At 64.5% G+C, this 18,610-nt stretch carries 17 protein-coding genes; 4 read left to right on the forward strand and 13 right to left on the reverse strand.

What is annotated here, in order from left to right:
• Positions 1–35: 35 nt before the first annotated feature.
• Positions 36–929: a hypothetical protein gene (locus C7435_RS17135; protein ID WP_170150394.1), complete on the reverse strand. Its 894-nt coding sequence runs from the start codon at positions 927–929 to the stop codon at positions 36–38.
• Positions 930–1,119: 190 nt separating this feature from the next.
• On the opposite strand from C7435_RS17135, the gene C7435_RS08000 reads away from it, so the two are divergent.
• Together C7435_RS08000 and C7435_RS08005 are read left to right on the forward strand one after the other, a co-directional pair.
• Positions 1,120–1,746 carry a glutathione S-transferase family protein gene (locus C7435_RS08000; RefSeq protein ID WP_121210720.1) on the forward strand — a complete coding sequence of 209 codons (627 nt, stop codon included), beginning with the start codon at positions 1,120–1,122 and terminating at the stop codon, positions 1,744–1,746.
• A gap of 13 nt (positions 1,747–1,759) precedes the next feature.
• Entirely contained in the window at positions 1,760–2,059 is a 300-nt protein-coding gene (locus C7435_RS08005) for a YciI family protein (protein WP_121210722.1), read from the forward strand.
• A gap of 12 nt (positions 2,060–2,071) precedes the next feature.
• On the opposite strand, the gene C7435_RS08010 is transcribed toward C7435_RS08005, so the two are convergent.
• From C7435_RS08010 to C7435_RS08040, 8 genes are all read right to left on the reverse strand, one after another.
• On the reverse strand, positions 2,072–2,839 hold the full coding sequence (locus tag C7435_RS08010; RefSeq protein ID WP_233350713.1) for a cell wall hydrolase: 768 nt from the start codon (positions 2,837–2,839) through the stop codon (positions 2,072–2,074).
• 225 nt (positions 2,840–3,064) lie between these two features.
• Complete coding sequence (gene ppdK / locus C7435_RS08015) at positions 3,065–5,737, reverse strand: pyruvate, phosphate dikinase (protein WP_121210726.1); 2,673 nt, start codon at positions 5,735–5,737, stop codon at positions 3,065–3,067.
• A 222-nt stretch (positions 5,738–5,959) separates the two neighbouring features.
• Positions 5,960–8,101 (reverse strand): glycine--tRNA ligase subunit beta, encoded by a 2,142-nt coding sequence (glyS, locus tag C7435_RS08020; protein WP_121210728.1) that lies wholly within the window; start codon positions 8,099–8,101, stop codon positions 5,960–5,962.
• Between the two features lie 17 nt (positions 8,102–8,118).
• A complete protein-coding gene (locus C7435_RS08025; protein WP_121210729.1) occupies positions 8,119–8,580 on the reverse strand; it encodes a GFA family protein in 462 nt (153 codons plus the stop codon).
• Between the two features lie 226 nt (positions 8,581–8,806).
• Positions 8,807–9,697 carry a glycine--tRNA ligase subunit alpha gene (locus C7435_RS08030; protein ID WP_075189038.1) on the reverse strand — a complete coding sequence of 297 codons (891 nt, stop codon included), beginning with the start codon at positions 9,695–9,697 and terminating at the stop codon, positions 8,807–8,809.
• 70 nt (positions 9,698–9,767) lie between these two features.
• Positions 9,768–9,944, reverse strand: coding sequence for a hypothetical protein (locus C7435_RS17140; protein WP_170150395.1), 177 nt, complete (start codon positions 9,942–9,944; stop codon positions 9,768–9,770).
• Between the two features lie 180 nt (positions 9,945–10,124).
• Positions 10,125–10,850, reverse strand: coding sequence for a tRNA1(Val) (adenine(37)-N6)-methyltransferase (locus C7435_RS08035; protein ID WP_121210731.1), 726 nt, complete (start codon positions 10,848–10,850; stop codon positions 10,125–10,127).
• Positions 10,847–11,062 carry a putative signal transducing protein gene (locus C7435_RS08040; RefSeq protein WP_121210733.1) on the reverse strand — a complete coding sequence of 72 codons (216 nt, stop codon included), beginning with the start codon at positions 11,060–11,062 and terminating at the stop codon, positions 10,847–10,849. Before C7435_RS08040 ends, C7435_RS08035 begins: the two co-directional genes overlap by 4 nt.
• A gap of 153 nt (positions 11,063–11,215) precedes the next feature.
• On the opposite strand from C7435_RS08040, the gene C7435_RS08045 reads away from it, so the two are divergent.
• Positions 11,216–12,238 (forward strand): polyprenyl synthetase family protein, encoded by a 1,023-nt coding sequence (locus tag C7435_RS08045; protein WP_121210912.1) that lies wholly within the window; start codon positions 11,216–11,218, stop codon positions 12,236–12,238.
• A 10-nt stretch (positions 12,239–12,248) separates the two neighbouring features.
• On the opposite strand, the gene C7435_RS08050 is transcribed toward C7435_RS08045, so the two are convergent.
• The 4 genes from C7435_RS08050 to C7435_RS08065 are packed head-to-tail and all read right to left on the reverse strand — an operon-like array spanning position 12,249 to position 17,565.
• Positions 12,249–13,262, reverse strand: a complete 1,014-nt coding sequence (locus tag C7435_RS08050; protein ID WP_121210734.1) for a glycosyltransferase family 4 protein — start codon at positions 13,260–13,262, stop codon at positions 12,249–12,251.
• The gene (locus C7435_RS08055; protein ID WP_075189042.1) at positions 13,259–14,113 is read right to left on the reverse strand and encodes a 4-(cytidine 5'-diphospho)-2-C-methyl-D-erythritol kinase; all 855 of its coding nucleotides are present in this window, start codon (positions 14,111–14,113) and stop codon (positions 13,259–13,261) included. Before C7435_RS08055 ends, C7435_RS08050 begins: the two co-directional genes overlap by 4 nt.
• Positions 14,110–15,837: a tetratricopeptide repeat protein gene (locus C7435_RS08060; RefSeq protein ID WP_121210736.1), complete on the reverse strand. Its 1,728-nt coding sequence runs from the start codon at positions 15,835–15,837 to the stop codon at positions 14,110–14,112. Before C7435_RS08060 ends, C7435_RS08055 begins: the two co-directional genes overlap by 4 nt.
• Positions 15,838–15,891: 54 nt before the next feature.
• Complete coding sequence (locus tag C7435_RS08065; RefSeq protein WP_121210738.1) at positions 15,892–17,565, reverse strand: electron transfer flavoprotein-ubiquinone oxidoreductase; 1,674 nt, start codon at positions 17,563–17,565, stop codon at positions 15,892–15,894.
• 148 nt (positions 17,566–17,713) lie between these two features.
• On the opposite strand from C7435_RS08065, the gene C7435_RS08070 reads away from it, so the two are divergent.
• Positions 17,714–18,580 (forward strand): uracil-DNA glycosylase, encoded by an 867-nt coding sequence (locus C7435_RS08070; RefSeq protein ID WP_121210740.1) that lies wholly within the window; start codon positions 17,714–17,716, stop codon positions 18,578–18,580.
• Positions 18,581–18,610: the final 30 nt, after the last annotated feature.

Below are 18,610 nucleotides of genomic sequence, written 5' to 3' on the forward strand. Positions count from 1 at the left end.
CGGTCGGTTCAACCGCCATTCATCAGGCTCGCAGCTCAGCGGGCAACGGCGGCAGGCTGGGCGCTGGCGGTATCAACCGGCTGCGGCAGGAGGACCGACGCCTCAACCGTATTGCCGATGCCGAGATAGTTGATCTGGCCGAAACCCATCGATTTCGCGAGCTTGATGCCCTTGCCGCGATAACCGGCCCGCGACGGGTCAGCCATTTCCGCAGTTTCCGCATCAATCCCCTCGCCATCATCCTGGATGAGAAAGGACAGGATACGGCCACCGCGCTGAAAGCGCAGCCGGACCCGGCGATCCTCATAAAGGCTCTCGGTCATGCGCTTGGCGAGCTTGCGCTGCCAATTGCCCTCGGCGAGCCCTTTGGCTTTCTCGGTGGCATCAAAACCGAGATTGCCGTGCTCAATGGCATTGGCAAGAAGGACGTAGAGGCCGACTGCGGTGGCGCAGGGGCGCGGTGTGGCGCGCCCCAGCATGATCGCGACATCGCGCGCCTGCTCTCGGGTCTGGATCGAGAACTCGCCGACCTCGAGCGACTGGGTCGCCCCCAGCCCGATTTCCGCATCGTCGGGAATTGTCATCTCATGGGCACGATAGGCCCGCAGCCCGTCAATGGCGTTGGTGACCGTGCCGGCATCGGCATCATGATCGAGAAATATGTCGGCTCCGGCACGGCGGGCATTGGCGGTGACCAGCAAGGAACGCTGCTTCGGCGCCGCATTGCGGCGGGCTTCGGCGATGCGGGCGGCGTGGGCATCATCGGCGACAATGATCGCGACGGGCCCTTCATCGTCCATGGTCGGCCCCATATAGACCGTCATGCCCAATCCCTTGGCGAGTGCCCGCGACAGCACCCGCGTGCGGTTGCTGTCGGCCATGCACAGCCAGAGTCGGTCAGGAATGGTGTCGGATTGGGCGATCGCCATGCGGTCTCCACGGGAACCTGAAAAGCACTCGGTCAGAACACGCACACTAGAAACAACACATTAACAATGAATTTGGCCGCGCCAAGCGTCATCAGGCGCGACACTCCTGCCACAAGGCTGTCAGCAGGCCTGGCGTAGAACATTGGGCGAACGGGTCGCGGAGGGCGGCCCGGCCTTCCGGAGCCCCGCGATGTATACGCTCTATTTCCATCCCTACTCCCAGCATTCCCGCCGCGTCGTGACCCTGCTCGATGCTTGCCGCCTGCCCTATGAGCCACGCCTGGTATCGCTCGAGACCGGCGAACACATGTCCGACGCCTATCTGGCGATCAATCCCAACCATCAGGTCCCGACCCTGATCGATGGCGATCTGGTGCTGCACGAATCGACCGCAATCCTGCGCTATCTGTGCAATCGCCACCGGCTCGACGACTGGTACCCGACCGGGCTGGCACGGCGGGCCATTGTCGATCAGTGGACCGATTGGGGGCAGTCCCGCATGGCACCGGCGGTGCGCGACATTGTCTACAACTCGGTCTTCGCCGCCGAGGCCGAACGCAGCCTGACCGCCATCGCGCATGGCAAGACAGTGCTCGGCGAGCTGGTCCCGCTGATGGAAACGGCCCTGGGCGAAGCCAACTGGATCGCCGGCACGCCCGAGCCGACCATCGCTGATCTGGTCCTGGGCTCGAACATCACCCAGCTCGGCCTGGCCGGCTGGCGCCCGTCCGGTGGCCGGATCAAGGCCTGGTATGCCCGCCTGTGCGAAATGAAAGCCTTCGCCGACACGCTGCCGGTCGAGTTGGAAGCGGTCTGAGGGAGGCAGGGCGATGTATCTCATCCTGCTCAAATTCGCCGACAAGGCAGCCGCGCCCGCCCACATGGACGGGCACAAGGCCTGGCTGCAACGCGGTTTTGATGACGGTGTCTTCCTGGCTTCGGGCAGCCTTACGCCAGCTCAGGGACAGGGCGGCGGCGGCGCGGTCCTGGCCCACAATGCCGGTCGGGCGGCGATCGAAGCGCGCATCGCCACGGATCCATTTGTCACGTCAGGCGTTGTTACTTCACAGATCGTCGAGTTTGAACCGTCCCGGTTCGACGACAGGCTCGCCTTCCTGGCGTCGGCCTGAGGCGCAAGCCGCTTACGCGTCGCGTTCGCGGACAATGCCGGCCGCGCGTTCGCGGCGGGTCGGGAAGCGATAAAAGATGTGCGTGCCAATCCGGCGCGTGCGCACGAGATTGTCGTTCCAGTACGGATCAACCGCCACAGTGTGGTAGTGCGTCGCGCGTCGGGTCACATCCCGGCCGAAACCCATATAGGCGTGCTGGGCGACCAGCTGGGACCGGCGCCAGGCGCGGCCGCGGGCTTCGCGGACCATCGAACCGTCGCAGGTGAAGGTGAACTGGCAACCGGTCGTGCGCTCGGAGCCTTCATAGACCACGCCACAGATCGAGTCGGGATAATGTCGGCTGTCGACCCGGTTCATGATGACCTGGGCCACGGCCAGCTGTCCGACAAAGCCCTCGCTGCGCGCTTCGTAATAGATGGCCTGGGCGAGACAATCGACCTGGGCCGATATCCCGGCGGCATTCTCGAAATGCGAGCTGTCAAAGGTGCGCAGATCGTCGAGCGGACGGGCGGTCAACACGGCGCCAGCGTCGCGATCAGCTTCCAGCATCAGCGAGGCGATGCGCAATTGCTCGGGCGCCTGCCAGGCGACATCGACATCACCAGCCTGAAGATAGCGGAAGGCCATTGCCTGCCAGACCAGGGTCTCGTCCTGTTCGCGGGCACGGGCGGAGGCCAGGTTGAGGAGCAGGACGGTGAACGCGCACAGCAGCAGCGTCGCCAGCATATGCAATGCTGTCGCCACCTGCTTTTGCTGGCTGCGAGCCGCGTCGAGGTCCATTCGGTCTCCGTATTTCCTGTCCAGCGTCAAATTCGACCTTTCACGAATCGTGCCGTGTAACGACAAGATTACCATGACGCGTCGGACCTGAATCCTTCGTGAAACGAGCGCGCCTCTCTATGGGAGCCGACCATAACGGTCAAGCCGGGCACCTCGTTACAAATAAGAAAATACCCGCCCCTCGACCAGAAGGGCGGGTATTTTATTCACGATTTCAACGACGTGTTACTGGCGACGCAGGCGAGCCTGGGCCGCTGCCAGGCGTGCAATCGGCACCCGGTATGGCGAACAGGACACATAATCGAGCCCGGTTTCTTCACAGAAATCGATCGAAAGCGGGTCGCCGCCATGCTCGCCGCAAATGCCCAGCTTGAGCGAATCACGTGTCGCACGGCCGCGTTCAGCGGCGATTCGCACCAGATCCCCGACGCCATCACGGTCGAGGGTGACGAAGGGGTCTTTCTCGAAAATGCCGGCCTCGATGTACTCGCTGAGGAATTTGCCGGCATCATCGCGTGACAGGCCGAACGTGGTCTGGGTCAGGTCATTGGTGCCAAAGGAGAAGAATTCGGCATCCTCGGCGATCTGACCCGCCATCAGGGCGGCGCGCGGCAGTTCGATCATGGTGCCGATCAGGTATTTCGGCTTGCCGCCGGTCTCCTCGGCCACCGCCTTGGCGACCCCGGCGACGCGCGCCTTGAGAATGCGCAACTCGGCCGGCGCTGCGACCAGCGGAATCATGACTTCGGCGAGCGGCTGGAAGCCGGTCTCCTTCTCGACCGCCACCTGGGCTTCGAAAATCGCCCGCGCCTGCATCTCGTAGATTTCCGGATAGGTGATGCCCAGACGGCAACCGCGATGACCGAGCATCGGATTGCTCTCGGCCAGGTCCCGCGCCCGCGCCATCAACTGGTCGGCCGGCAGGCCGGTCGCCTTGGCAACATCGATCACGTCTTCCTCGGTGTGCGGCAGGAATTCGTGCAGCGGCGGGTCGAGTAGGCGGATCGTGCAGGGACGCTCGCCCATGATGCGGAAGATCTGGGCGAAGTCATCGCGCTGCATCGGCAGGATCTTGTCGAGCGCGGTCACACGGCCATCCTGGTCGTTCGACAGGATCATCTCACGCACGGCGGCGATCCGGTCGGCATCAAAGAACATGTGCTCGGTGCGGCAAAGGCCGATGCCTTCAGCGCCGAATTCGACCGCGGTCTCGCAATCGGCGGGGGTTTCGGCATTGGTGCGGATCTTCATCCGGCGGGCCTTGTCGGCCCACACCATCAGCTTGCCGAAATCGCCGGTCAGCTCCGGCTTGATCATCTTGGCTTCGCCCATCAGGACCTGGCCCGACGCGCCGTCAATCGTCACCATCTCGCCATGCTTGACGATGCGGCGACCGACCGCGAACTGCTTGGCGGCATAGTCGATCTTGATCTGACCAGCCCCGGAGACGCAAGGCCGCCCCATGCCCCGCGCCACCACGGCGGCGTGCGAGGTCATGCCACCGCGCGCGGTGATGATGCCTTCCGCGGCGTGCATGCCGTGAATATCTTCCGGTGACGTCTCGATGCGCACGAGAATGACCTTATGGCCGGCCTTGGACAATTCCTCCGCCTCGTCACTGTCGAACACTACCGTGCCCGAGGCGGCGCCCGGCGAGGCCGGCAGGCCGGAAGTGAGGACGTCACGCTCGGCATCGGGGTCGAGGGTCGGGTGGAGGAGCTGGTCGAGCTGGGCCGGATCGACCCGCATCACCGCCTCATCGGTCGAGATCAGGCCTTCGGTCGCCATGTCGACGGCGATCTTCAGCGCCGCCTTGGCGGTGCGCTTGCCATTGCGGGTCTGCAACATCCACAGCCGGCCGCGTTCAACCGTGAACTCGATGTCCTGCATGTCGGTATAATGGCGTTCCAGCTTGTCGAAGACAGCGGCCAGCTCGGCATAGCTCTCCGGCATGGCCGTTTCCATGGACGGATTATCGTCACCCATCTTCTCGCGCATCGCCTCGGTCAGGCATTGCGGCGTGCGGATGCCGGCCACGACGTCCTCGCCCTGGGCGTTGACCAGGTATTCGCCGTAATAACCGCTCTCGCCGGTCGAGGGGTCGCGCGTAAACGCCACACCGGTGGCCGAGGTCTCGCCCATATTGCCGAACACCATGGCTTGGACATTGACTGCGGTGCCCCAGCTGGCCGGAATATCGTGCAGGCGGCGATAGGTCTTGGCGCGGTCGGTCATCCACGAGCCGAACACGGCACCGATGGCGCCCCACAGCTGTTCGCGCGGATCGGCGGGGAACTCACGGCCCAGCTCGCGCGCCGCGGCGGCCTTGTACTCGGCGACGATATTGACCCAGTCATCGGCGCTCAACTCGGTGTCGAGCGAATAGTCATTATCATCCTTGAAGCCGTCCAGAATGTCCTCGAACACGCTGTGATCAACACCCAGCACAACGTCGGAATACATCTGGATGAAGCGGCGATAGCTGTCATAGGCAAAGCGGCGATCACCGGAAAGTTCGGCCAGCCCTTCCGCCGTCTCGTCATTGAGACCGAGGTTCAAGACCGTATCCATCATGCCCGGCATCGAGGCGCGGGCGCCCGAACGGACCGACACCAGAAGCGGATTGGCCGGATCGCCAAACGCCTTGCCGACCGCCTTTTCCAGCTTGGTCAGGGCGGCCTCGACCTGCGCGTTCAGCGTGTCGGGATAGGCTTGATTGTTTTCGTAATACGCCGTGCAGACCTGGGTCGTCAGGGTGAAACCGGGCGGGACCGGCAGGCCCAGCTTGGCCATCTCGGCCAGATTGGCCCCCTTGCCACCCAGCAGCTCACGCATCCCGGCTTCGCCTTCGCTGTCGCCGCCGCCAAAGGCGTAAACCCATTTTGTATCTGCGCTCATGCTATCGAACTCCGGAAGTCAAAGTCTGGCCTGGTGCGGCGTCTATACATGCAAGCCCTCCTTCTCCCTTGGGAGAAGGTGCCTGAAAGGCGGATGAGGGGAAAATCCCGGTGGCAAACCATCCTGGCAATGGCGGTGTCTCCCCCCTCTCTCTCGATCCCTCTCCCCGGGGAGAGGGAGGGTGTGTCGGGACGATCATGCCTGCCATCGGATACATCCAGCCTAGCCTGAAATCTTGTCGAAATCGGCGACGGCGCGAATGGCCGTGCGAATGGCGGACAATAAGAGAAGACGATTGCGGCGCAAGCTGACCAATTCCGTGTTGACGGTCACATGCTCGAAAAATGCATCAATCGGTGCCCGCAATTGCGCCAAGGCTGTCATCGCGGCCGCGAAGTCTTCCTCTGCCAGCGCCTTTTCCGCTGCCGGACCGGCCGCAGCGAGGGCCGCGATCAGATCGCGCTCGGCCGATTCGGGCGCGTTTGCGAGATAGTCCGCGTCCGGCTCACCGGCCAGGTCATCCTCCGACTTGGCGAGAATGTTCGACGCCCGCTTGTTGCCCGCCAGCAGCGCCGCGCCATCCTCGGTATCGAGGAAGGCCTGCAGCGCGCGAGCCTTGGCCGTCACCCGGACGAGATCGTCATCGCCGAGTGCGAAGACCGCGTCGATGATATCGTGGCGGATGCCCTCGTCGCGCAGGTGGACTTTGAGGCGGTCTGCGAAGAAGGCGAGGAGATCTTGAGTGCATTTTTCCGCAATCTCAACGCCTTGCCCGGACGCGCCTCCGAGCGACCAATTGCCCTCTCGGTCCTCAGTGATGAAGTGACTACCAAGATAGCCAAACATCTGGCCTTGAAGCCGCAACCTCACGACTCCAACCAACAGCACCCGAATAACCCCCAACGCCGCACGCCGCAGCGCAAACGGATCCTTGGACCCCGTCGGCTTCTCGTCGATCGCCCAGAAGCCGACCAGCGTGTCCAGCTTGTCAGCCAGCGCGACGGCGGCCGAGACTGGCGCGGTGGGCACCTCATCCGACGGCCCCTGCGGCTTGTAGTGATCCTTGATCGCATCCGCGACCGCAGCATCCTCGCCCTGGTCGAGGGCGTAGTAGCGCCCCATCGCGCCTTGCAATTCGGGGAATTCATAGACCATTTCGGAGACGAGATCGGCCTTGGCGAGGCGGGCGGCCTTCTCGGCCAGGTCCGGATCGGCGCCGACGACCGGGGCCAGTTCGCGGGCCAGGGCGGCGACGCGTTCGACCTTGTCGGCCACCGTGCCGAGCTTCTCGTGGAACGTCACCTTCGCTAGCTGGCTGTACATGTCGGGGCGTTCGCCCGTCTCATCCCACAGCGGCGTCTTGCGGTCATTGTCCCAGAAATGGCGGGCATCCGACAGGCGGGCCGAGAGGACGCGGGCATTGCCGGCGGCGATCGCGGCACCGCCATCGGGCGCGACCTGGTTGGCGATGGTGACGAATTTGGAGACCAGCGTGCCGGTCTTGGGATCGCGCACCGCGAAATATTTCTGGTGCGTCTTCATGGTCAGGGTGATGACTTCCGGCGGCAGGTCCAGGAAGTCCGGATCCATCTCGCCCAGCACCGGCACCGGCCATTCCACCAGACCGGCGACCTCGGTCAAAAGGCCCGCATCCTCGACCAGTTCAAACCCGGCATCGACACACACTTTGCGCGCACCATTCAGGATCAGCGATTCACGGGCGGCGCGGTCCAGCAGGACATGCCCCTCGCCTTCCAGGACCGACGCATATTCCAGGAAATTCGACACCGTGAACGGCCCGCGGCCCATGCGGCGATGGCCTTCGGTGATGTTGGAGGCCGTGATGCCGAACACCTCGACCGGCACGACTTCGCCGTCAAACACGCACAGCAGACGCTGGATCGGACGCACCCAGCGCTGGGCTTTCTCGCCCTCGCCGAATTTCATTGATTTGGGCCAGGGAAAGGCCTTCATCACTTCGGGGATCGCCTCGGCGATGACCTCGGTCGTGGCACGGCCCGGCTTTTCGATCCGCGCGACCCAGAATTCGCCCTTCTTGTCCTCGCGCTTTTCGCACTGGTCGAGCGAGGCCACGCCGGCCCCGCGCAAAAAGCCTTCAACCGCCTTGTCCGGCGCGCCGACGCGCGGCCCCTTGCGTTCTTCGCTGACATCGGCGGTCTTCACCGGCAGGCCCTCAATCACCAGACCGAGTCGACGCGCACCGGCAAAGGTCTTCAACGATGTCCAGTCCAGACCCGCCGCCTTGAGCCTGTCGCCCAGCAGTTTTTCCAGATCGGTCTCGGCGCGCGGTTGCATGCGGGCCGGGATTTCCTCGCAGAAGATTTCAAACAGGAGTTCGGACATCGTGTCAGGCTTTCCGCTCAGGAGGCGTATTCTTGGTCGGCATAACGCTGCATCAGCGCGAAATAACCGTCATCGGGCGGACCTTCATAGATCAGCGCGTCTTCATGGAAGATCATCCAGTCCTGGGCCGATTTGACCCAGATATGACCGACCGGTTTCAGCTTGGCGCGGTCATCCAGCGTCCCGGCTTTCAGCGACAGGGCCGGACGCCCCGCCGTGTCGTTGGCGATGCGCGTGCCGCAGTCGCCGCAGAAATAGCCGAGCTTTTTCGACTTGCTCTCGGTCGGGATTTCAAAGGCCGCAACCGCGCCCTTGAGATATTTGAACCCGTCACGCGGCACCAGCATGGACAGGCCGAAGGCCGAGGAGGATTGCTGCTGGCAGGTCGTACAATGACAACAATACAGCGTCAGCGGATTCTCGCTGATCTCATACCGCACCGCGCCACACTGACAGCCACCGCGTAGGGGGAGTTTCATCGGGAAGTCCTCATGCCGCTGGCCGGTAAACGCACATTGTCATCCCGGACGCAGGCCCGGCCCTGAGCCGGGCGAAGATCCGGGACCCAGATCCCCGGTGTGCGGCGCGCTGTCACGGACGGCAGAGCTGGGCGCTTTTCAGACTGACGCCTATGGGTCCCGGCTCTGCGCCCCGCTTTCGCGTGGCATCCGGCCGGGATGACAAGTGATGAGGTGAGCGCGTTCATCACTCGGCCGCCTCCGCCAGCGCGCGCTCGCTCTTCACCCAGGCATCCGCACAGCCCTTGGCGAGTTCGCGGACGCGGGCGATCCAGCTGGCGCGTTCGGCGACCGAGATGGCGCCGCGGGCGTCGACCAGGTTGAAGAGATGGGAGGCTTTCAGGCAGAAATCATAGGCCGGCAGGGGCAGCGGCTTGTCGAGATTGAGCAGCGCCATGCACTGGTTTTCCGCGCCCTTGAACCATTCGATCAGCATGTCGACATCGGCATGCTCGAAATTGAATTCGGAATACTGTTTTTCCGCTTCCAGGAAGACGTCGCCATAGGAAAGGCCGGCGCCGTTGAAGTCGAGATCATAGACATTCTCGACGCCCTGGACATACATCGCCAGGCGTTCCAGGCCATAGGTCAGCTCGCCCGAGACAAGCTCGACATCCTGTCCGCCGACCTGCTGGAAATAGGTGAACTGGCTGACTTCCATGCCGTCACACCAGACTTCCCAGCCCAGCCCCCAGGCGCCGACGGTGGGGTTCTCCCAGTCGTCTTCCACAAAGCGGACATCATGCAGGTCACGATCAATGCCGATGGCATCCAGCGAGCCGAGATAGAGGTCCTGCAGATCAGCCGGGCACGGCTTCAGGAGGACCTGGAACTGGTAGTAATGCTGCAGGCGGTTCGGGTTCTCGCCATAGCGGCCATCGCCGGGGCGACGCGAGGGCTGGACATAGGCCGCCCGCCAGGGACGCGGGCCGAGCGAGCGCAGTGTCGTCGCGGGATGCAGCGTGCCCGCCCCGACCTCGACATCATAGGGCTGCAGGATGGCGCAGCCCTTGCTCGCCCAATAGCTCTGCAAACGGAGGATCAGCTCCTGGAAGGAGGGCGCGTTTTCGGCCGCCATGGCTTTAATTCCCGCTGGATAAATCGAGATCAAGAAATCGCGCGGACACTAGGCAAGCCGGCTCGTGTAATCAAGCGCGCGAGTCCTCGTCTTTGTGCGACGCAGCATCCCCGTCCGGCGTTTCGAAACGCGCCTCGACAGCCCGCCGCGCGGCCTCGGCCGCATTGTCACGCTGCTTGCGCCCGCGTGCACCGAGCACCACAAGCAGGACGAAGGCGAGAACGACAAGGATGATCGTTATGGTCATGGCGGCGGTCTCACAAAATCAATCCGGCGCCCCCTTCATACCGTCATCCTGACGAAAGTCAGGACCCAGCCTGGCACCGCCTGACAGGTTTTAGCCCGAAATCCCCTATCCAGGCGCGACAGCCCGTACTGGATCCCGGCTTTCGTCGGGATGACATTGGCTAAACGACAGGCGTTCGGATCACCCCATCGCCAGCACCGCCTGCCCGCGCAGGATCGCCTCCGCTTCAGGCGAATGCCCCTCACCTTCGTGCAGGATCAACGGCGCCAGCAGGACCAGCGGCGCCTTGCCGCCTATCGTCGCCTGCACGATGACCCGCTTGGCCGGCTCACCGCTGCGCGGATGGATCGGCTTGATCACCACCGACCCGAAGGACCGGTCGAGCGCGGTCAGGATGTCGGCGAGCCGGTCGGCGCGGTGGATCAGGGTCAGCTTGCCCTTGGCCTTCAGCGCCCGGGCGGCACAGCGCACCCAGTCGGCAAAGGGTACATCACCGGTCAGCCAGGCGGCGCGCTTTTCATCCTTGGGCGCCCGCAAGGCGTTGGGGTCGTCGAAGAAAGGCGGATTGAAGAAAACCTGGTCGACCTTCAGCGAGGTGCCCAGCTGCATGATGTCGGCATTCTGGGTGCGCACCCGGGCGCCCATGCCATTGCTCGCCGCATTCTCCGCCGCCAGCCTGGCCGCTTCGGGGTCGCGTTCAACGCCGACGAAACTGGCCCCCTTCAGGCGCCAGGCCGCGCACATCAGGGCAGCCCCGGCTCCGCAACCGAACTCGGCCAGGGCCTCGCCCTCGCCCGCATCGAGCGCGGCGGCGAGCAGGCCGGCATCCATGCCGGCACGATAGCCGTCCTTGCCCTGGCGCAAGACAACATGACCATCGAGCAAGCGGTCCAGCGTCGTGGTCACGCCTTGTCCTCCTGCAGCTCCGCCAGGATGCTGGCGGCCTCGGCCGCGTCCTCATCGATCACCATGATACGTGTCCTGATGACCGGAAGCCCGCCGCCATACATCGACGACATGCCCTGATCGAGCACGATGGGTTCGATATCGGCATCGCGCAGCAGTGACTGGGCGTAGGAGAGTTTGACCGGATCATTGGTCCGCAGAACTTCTTTCACGTGATGCCGCCTCCGGGCTGTTGGGCCAGGGCGAGCCGCCCTCACTGACCTGTGCTGTTTCGTCACCGCCCCTTGTGCTTGCCGGGCGGTCCCGCGATTTCTATTGTCCAGAGCAATCGAGCCTGCATCAAGAGGACAGCTGGCGTGGACAGCATGGTGAATGTCAAAGCGGCAGCGACGGCCAAGCAGGCCGACATCCCCAATGCCGCCGAAGCGCTGGCAGCGCTGGCCTATGATGACATGCGCCGGGTCGATGCCTTGATCCTGGAACGCCTCGACAGCCATGTCGACCTGATTCCCGAACTCGCCCGTTACCTGATCGAGGCCGGCGGCAAGCGTGTCCGCCCGATGATCACCGTCGCTGCCGCCAACATGATCGGCCATTCTGACATTGCGCCGCTGAAACTCGCGGCCGCTGTCGAATTCATCCACACCGCGACCCTGTTGCACGACGACGTCGTCGATGAGAGCGGGATGCGGCGCGGCAAGGTCGCGGCCAATCTGGTCTGGGGCAATGCCTCCTCGGTCCTGGTCGGCGATTTCCTGTTCGCGCGCTCCTTCTCGCTGATGGTCGAGGCGGGATCGATGCGGGCGCTGGGCGTGCTCTCAGCCGCCGCCTCGACGATTGCCGAGGGAGAGGTCCGACAACTGTCCTCGGTCAAGGATATCGGCGTGTCGGTGGACACTTACATGCAGATCATCGACGCCAAGACCGCCGCCCTGTTTGCCGCCGCGGCGCAGGTTTCGGGCATTGTTGCCGGTCGCTCGGCAGACGAGGAAGCGGCATTGGAGACCTATGGCCGCGAGCTCGGCCTGGCCTTCCAGCTGGTTGATGATGCGCTGGATTATGGCGGTGCTTCGGCCAAGCTCGGCAAATCGACCGGCGATGATTTCCGCGAGGGCAAGGTGACCCTGCCGGTCGCCCTTTCCATCGCGGCATCATCCGGAAAAGAAACGGATTTCTGGACCCGGGTCATTGCCGGCGGCGAGCAGGTCGAAGGGGATTTCGACCAGGCGGTGCGGCTGATCAAGGCACATGGCGCCTTGGACGCCACCGTCAACCAGGCCCGCGCCCACGCCCGGCGGGCCCGCGAGGCGCTGGCGGCCTTCCCCGCCAATAAATGGCGCAACGCCTTGGAAGACCTCGCCGATTTCGTGGTCGAACGGGCCTATTGATCAACCGGCATCACTGACGGGTTTCAACCCCGGCTGCGCGCGCCAGGCGCCGCCAGCGCTGATGCAGGACGGCAAAGACCAGCACGGCGACAAGCAGCACAAAAGGTGCAGCGATCGGCGGCAGGCCGGCAGCCAGCAGCGCCAGGGCGCCGCAGACCAGGCTCATCGCCCCCCAGATCACGGCCACCTTGCGATGGCTCGCCCCCATGGCAATCAGCAACTGATAGGCATGTGAGCGGTGCGCGACGAAGGGCGAGGCGCCAGCCTTGACCCGCGCCGCCATCGTCAACAGGACATCACCGAGCAGAGGCAGGACAAGTAGCGGCACCAACCAGACGGATGTCGCGGGGCCATTGGAGGCCCACATCAGGGCCAGCCCGGCCAGGATCACCGCGGCGCCAAGCGAGCCGACATCGCCGCTGAACAGCTTGCCGCGCGCGGCCATCAGCGGCGCATTCCACACCGCAAAGCCGGCCAGTGCGGCCGCCAGGGCAAGCGCCGCCAGCCCGGTCGCGCCCGGGGCCAGCCAGGCCAGCGTCAGCGCGGCCGGGATCAGCGCGGCTGTCATCAACCCGTCTGACCCGTCCATGAAATTGACGGTATTGGCGAGGGTGAAGACGAAGAGGGCCGAGCCCAGCCAGCCGACCAGCCAGGGCAAAGCAAGGCCCAGCTCGGTGACCGGTCCGGCCATGCCGGCCAGCGCCAGGCTGATCAGGGTCAGACAGACGAATTTCAACCGCTCCGACAGGGTCAGCAGATCGTCAAGAAAACCCAGCCCCGCCGCCAGCACGGTGCACAACGCCAGCCCGGTCAGGGCCGCGAGATCGTGCGGCGCCGCGACCGGGATAAAGAAGAGCGCCACCAGAAAACCGAGAACAATGCCCAGCCCGCCGCCGCGCGGCGTCGGATTGACGTGATTGGAGCGGGCATTGGGGTGGTCGAGAATGCCAAGGCGCAGCACAAGGCCGGCCGTTGCCAGCGAGACCAGGAAGGCAAGCACAAGCGGCAATAGCGCGCCGCTCATCGCGCGCCGCCCTCCAGACGCACGGCGATGGCGAAACCGTCATAGTCCGCAGCGATCGCCTCGGCCGCCGCGCGGTCCTGGCAGAGCGCGTAGCAACTGGCTCCCGAGCCGGACATGCGCGCCAGCGCCACGCCGTCGCGCCCACGCAGCCAGTCGAGCGCCGCCGCGATCGCGGTGTGACGTGCCATGGCAGGGGCTTCCAGATCATTGCGCTCGCCGCGCAGCCAGTCGAGCCGGTTATCGCCCATCGGCCAGCTATCGGCCAGCGGGGCCGGGTCGGCAGCGTCAAAGGCCTTGAAAATCGGCCCGGTCGGGACACGGACGCCAGGATTGAGGATCACAGCGTCAAAGGCATCGAAGCCTGGCAGGATATCGATCCATTCACCGATCCCGCGCATGCGCAGCGGGCGCGAGTAGAGACAGGCCGGCACGTCAGCGCCCAGTGCCAGGCCGATTTCGGCCAGCCGGTCGAGTGGCCAGTTCAACCCCCAGAGCCTGTTCAGGGCCCGCAGCGTCGCTGCGGCATCGGCGGAACCACCGCCCAGCCCGGCCTCGACCGGGATCTGCTTGTGGAGCCGGATCATGGCGCCGTCCGTGACGCCGCTTTCAGCCTGCAGCGCCCGGGCCGCCTTTAGCACGAGATTGGAACCGTCGGGTGCCAGGGCGCGCGACGCTTCACCCGACATGGTCAGCAAGAGGCCCGGTGCCGGGCGCACCTCGATCCGATCACCCCAGTCGGCGAAGACGACGAGACTGTCGAGCGGATGATAGCCATCAGCCCGGGCCGGGCCGACCCGCAAGGTCAAATTGACCTTGGCGGCGGCGAGTTCGGTGACGGGCGTGTCGCTCACGGTTCGCCGCCCTCATCATCGGCGCGCGTCGTGTCGGCCGCCAGATGCTGTTCCTCACCCGGCGGATGACCGTGTTCGAGACGGTATTCCAGCCCGTCTCGCTGCTCCGGGCGCGGATCGAGATCCAGGGCACGGCGCCACTGGAATCCGGCCTCCAGCTCACGACCAACCTGCCAATAGGCATCACCCAGATGATAGTTCGCGGTCGCGCTGCCCGGTTCGAGCTCGGCCGCCCGCTCCAGGGCTTCAACAGCGGCCTCGTAGTGCCCGAGCCGGTAATGCGCCCAGCCGAGACTGTCGATCACATTGCCGTTTTCCGGGGTAAGCTCCGAGGCCTGCAGGATCATTTCGAACGCTTCCTCGACGCGCTCACCACGATCAATCCAGAAATAGCCGAGATCATTGAGCAGCGTGCTCTCGCGCGGCGCCAGTTCGAGGGCCGCCAGGTAATGCGCTTCCGCCGCCGGCCAATTGTTGGCGTCATAGTGACAGGCGGCGGCAAAATAATGATAGCGCCAATCCCCCGATGCATCGGCGGCGGCGAGTTCCGCGATCACCTGTTCATACAGCCCGACAGCTTCAGGGCAGCGGTCCTGCACCCGCAACAGATTGGCCAGCAGGGCGCGCGCCTCGCGGGCGCCTGTCTCGGCCAAGAGACGCTCGGCCAGAACCGTGGCTTCTGCCGCCCGGTCGGTCTGCACCAGCAACCAGCTCCGCTCGATATCGGCGACAAAGCGATAAGGCCCATCGGCGACAGCGGCGTATTCAGCCAGCGCAGCGTCCGGCAAGCTGATGCGCTCCAAGACTCCCGCCAGGCTCATCCGGGTCGGGGCGTAGGCCGGGTCGAGCCGCTGGACCAGTCGCAGATAGATGACCGAAAGGTCCATATCGGCCTGCTCGGCGAGATCAAAGGCCGGGCCGAACAGGGCTCGCGACGCCATTTGCGGCACCGGCAGGCGGCGGGCCGGACGGTTGCCGGCCTCAAGCCGACCTATCGCTGCATTGACAAACGGGTCCGCCGGATTGGCCTCGAGATAGGTCTGATAGAGGGTGCCGGCCTCCTCGGCACGGCCCTCGCGCTCGAGGAAATTGCCGTACATTTCCGTGGCAAGTCGCGGGAAGACAGCCGAATAGACTGCGGTGCGATAGGCATTGTCCGCCGCCGCCGTCTCTCCCGCCACATCCGCCAACATCGCCTTGTGGAGCCACAGGTGGGAGGACAGGAAGCCCGGCGACACCGTGGCATTGGCAGCGTCCATCGCGGCCAGCGCCTGGCCATCCCCCATCAGTGCCCATTGCAGCAGGAGGTCACGCATCAAGGCGTTGAACGGACCATAGTCCGGTGCGGCTTCCAGGCTGGTGATGGCAGCGCGATAATCGCGTCCGGCGATCTGGTCAGCAGCAACATAGAGGGTGGCCAAGCGGCTCGGATCGCCCGCTGCAACAGTGGTGCGCGCCAGTTCGGCGGCGAGTTGATTGTCCCCCGCCAGCAATGTGGTGATGAACGCCCGGTCGGCCAGGGTGGCATTGCCCGGCGCCTGATCCAAGGCCCGGGCATAACCGGCGGCCGCGCCGGCAACATCGCGGTTCACCCCGGCATAGCGGGCCGCGAGGAAGGCGCCATAAACTGTCGTCCCCTCATCGACCGGGTCGGTCGAGGTGGCGCAGGACGACAGGACCATTGCGGCGGCGACAAGCGGGAGGATGCGGACAGGAAAACTCATGCCCGCATGCTCGCTCTGCTGGCCTTCCGGCGCAAGGGCCGGAGGCGGTTGGGCCTACATGTTTGCGTACATCGGACCGCCGCCGCCTTCCGGCGTCGTCCAGTTGATGTTCTGGTTCGGGTCCTTGATATCGCAGGTCTTGCAGTGAACGCAGTTCTGGGCGTTGATCTGGAAGCGCTTGTCACCAGAGGTCTCGTCCTCGACCCACTCATAAACCCCGGCCGGGCAATAGCGGGTCGACGGACCGGCGAACTCACCCAGTTCAGAGAGTTTTTGCAGCTCGGCATCGGAGAGTTTGAGGTGGATCGGCTGATCCTCCTCGTGATTGGTGTTGGAAATGAAGACCGAGGACAGGCGGTCAAAGGTCAAAACGCCATCCGGCTTGGGATAATTGATCGGCTTGTGCTTGGACGCCGGCTCCAGACTCTCCGCGTCGGTCTTGCCATGGCCCATCGTGCCAAACGGCGACCAACCGCCGAAAATCGTGGTGCACCACATGTCGACCCCGCCGAAAACAACGCCGAAGAAAGTGCCCAGCTTTGACCAGAGCGGTTTGACGTTGCGGACCCGCTTGAGGTCCTTGGCGACCCAGGAGTTTTCATAGGCGGTCTGGTAGTCGGCCAGTTCATCGTGCTGACGGCCATCAGCGATGGCAGCGAACACGCTTTCCGCGGCCAGCATGCCGGTCTTCATGGCATTATGGCTGCCCTTGATGCGTGGCACATTCACAAAACCGGCCGAGCAACCGATCAGGCCGCCGCCGGGGAAGGCCAGCTTGGGCACGGACTGATAGCCACCCTCGGTGATGGCGCGGGCGCCGTAGGAAATACGCTCGCCGCCCTCGAACACCGGTGCCATTACCGGGTGGGTCTTCAGGCGCTGGAATTCCTCGAATGGCGACAGGTAGGGGTTCTTGTAGTTGAGGTGGAGGACATAACCGACCGAGACCAGATTTTCGCCGAAATGGTACATGAAGGAGCCGCCACCAGTCTGGCCGTCGAGCGGCCAGCCCATGGTGTGCTTGACCATGCCCGGCTTGTGGTTCTCCGGCTTCACGCGCCATAATTCCTTGATACCGATACCGAATTTCTGCGGCTCCTTGCCTTCGGACAGGTTGAAGCGGCTGATCAGCTTCTTGGCCAGCGAACCGCGCACGCCCTCGCCGATCAGCGTGTATTTGCCGCGCAGCTCCATGCCGGGCTGGTAGCCGTCCTTGTGGCCGCCATCACGCGCCAGACCGAAATCACCGGTGATCACACCCTTGATGGCGCCATCTTCCTCGATCAGCTCGGCAGCCGGGAAACCGGGATAGATCTCGACCCCCAGCGCCTCGGCCTGCTCGGCCAACCAGCGGCAGACATTGGCCAGCGACACGATGTAGCAGCCATGATTGCTCATCAGCGGCGGGAAGAAAAGCGTCGGCAGGCTGATCGACCCGGCGGCGCCGAGCACTTCGAAGATGTCAGTCTTGACCTCGTCCTCGAGCGGCGCGCCCCGCTCTTTCCAGTCCGGGAAAAGCTCGTTGAGGGCTTTGGGATCGACCACGGCGCCGGACAGGATATGGGCACCGACCTCGGCGCCTTTTTCCAACAGCGCGATGGAAATCTCCGAACCGGCCTCGGCAGCCATCTGTTTCAGGCGGATCGCGGCAGACAGGCCAGCCGGGCCACCGCCAACGATGATGACGTCATATTCCATGGATTCGCGTTCGATTGCGGCGTCGGTCATCTCGTTGGCACCCTTCCCGTTTCGTGGTCGCTGTCTGTTTAATGCGGTGTTCGGCTTGCAGGTCTTCGGTCATACCCTAGGATCGAACACCCATCTAGCGCGTCCCGCCGTCGGGATCAAAGCTATTACGTTAACGTGCACGTCAATCATGACCGATACCGGCCCCACACTGACCGCCCATGACGAGAAGGCGCTGAAGGCTCTCATCGCCTGGTGGGAGGATGCCGGCATCGAGATGGACGAGCCTGTCATCACGCCGCGGCCCGCAGCTGCTGGAGCGCCGTCGACCAGCCCGGAACCGCGCCGGGAATCCCGTCGGGTACCGCCTGCCGAGCCGGTCCGCGCGGCAACGCCGCAAGCCGCCCGTGCCGCCGGTTTCGGCGACGCCGTGGCGACCGGACCAAGCGCACAGGCGCTGGCAGGCGACGCCACCACGCTGGACGCCCTGCGATCCGCCATTGATGCGTTTGAGGGATGCGCCCTGAAACGCACCGCCCGCAACACCGTGTTCGCGCGTGGTGACCGCAACGCCCGGCTGATGGTGGTCGGCGAAGCCCCCGGCCGTGAGGAAGATGATCGCGGCGAACCCTTCCTCGGTCCGACCGGGCGATTGATCGACCGCATGCTGGCCGCCATCGGGGTCGAGCCGGACCAGGCCTATCTCACCCATGTCTTGAATTGGCGGCCGCCGGGTAACCGGGCACCAACCCAGGAGGAGGTCGCCCTCTGCCTGCCCTTCGTCGAACGCCATATCGCGTTGAAGAAGCCGGACGTCCTGTTGCTTGCCGGCGGCCTCGGAGCGCAGGCCCTGCTGCGTAGCGACACAGCCATCACACGGCTGCGCGGCCGCTGGGTGGACTATGCGTTGCGGGATGCTGCAGGTCAGCCGACCGGAACGACCATACCGGCGCTGCCAATCTTTCCGCCGAGCTATCTGATCGCCCGTCCAAGCGAAAAGCGGCTGGCCTGGCAGGACTTGCAGACACTCGCCGAACGGTTGGCCGGACACCGCTGAGCCAGGCCGGGCCGTCATCCCCAGGACAAT

Source organism: Maricaulis maris (assembly GCF_003634045.1).
Lineage (GTDB): Bacteria > Pseudomonadota > Alphaproteobacteria > Caulobacterales > Maricaulaceae > Maricaulis > Maricaulis maris.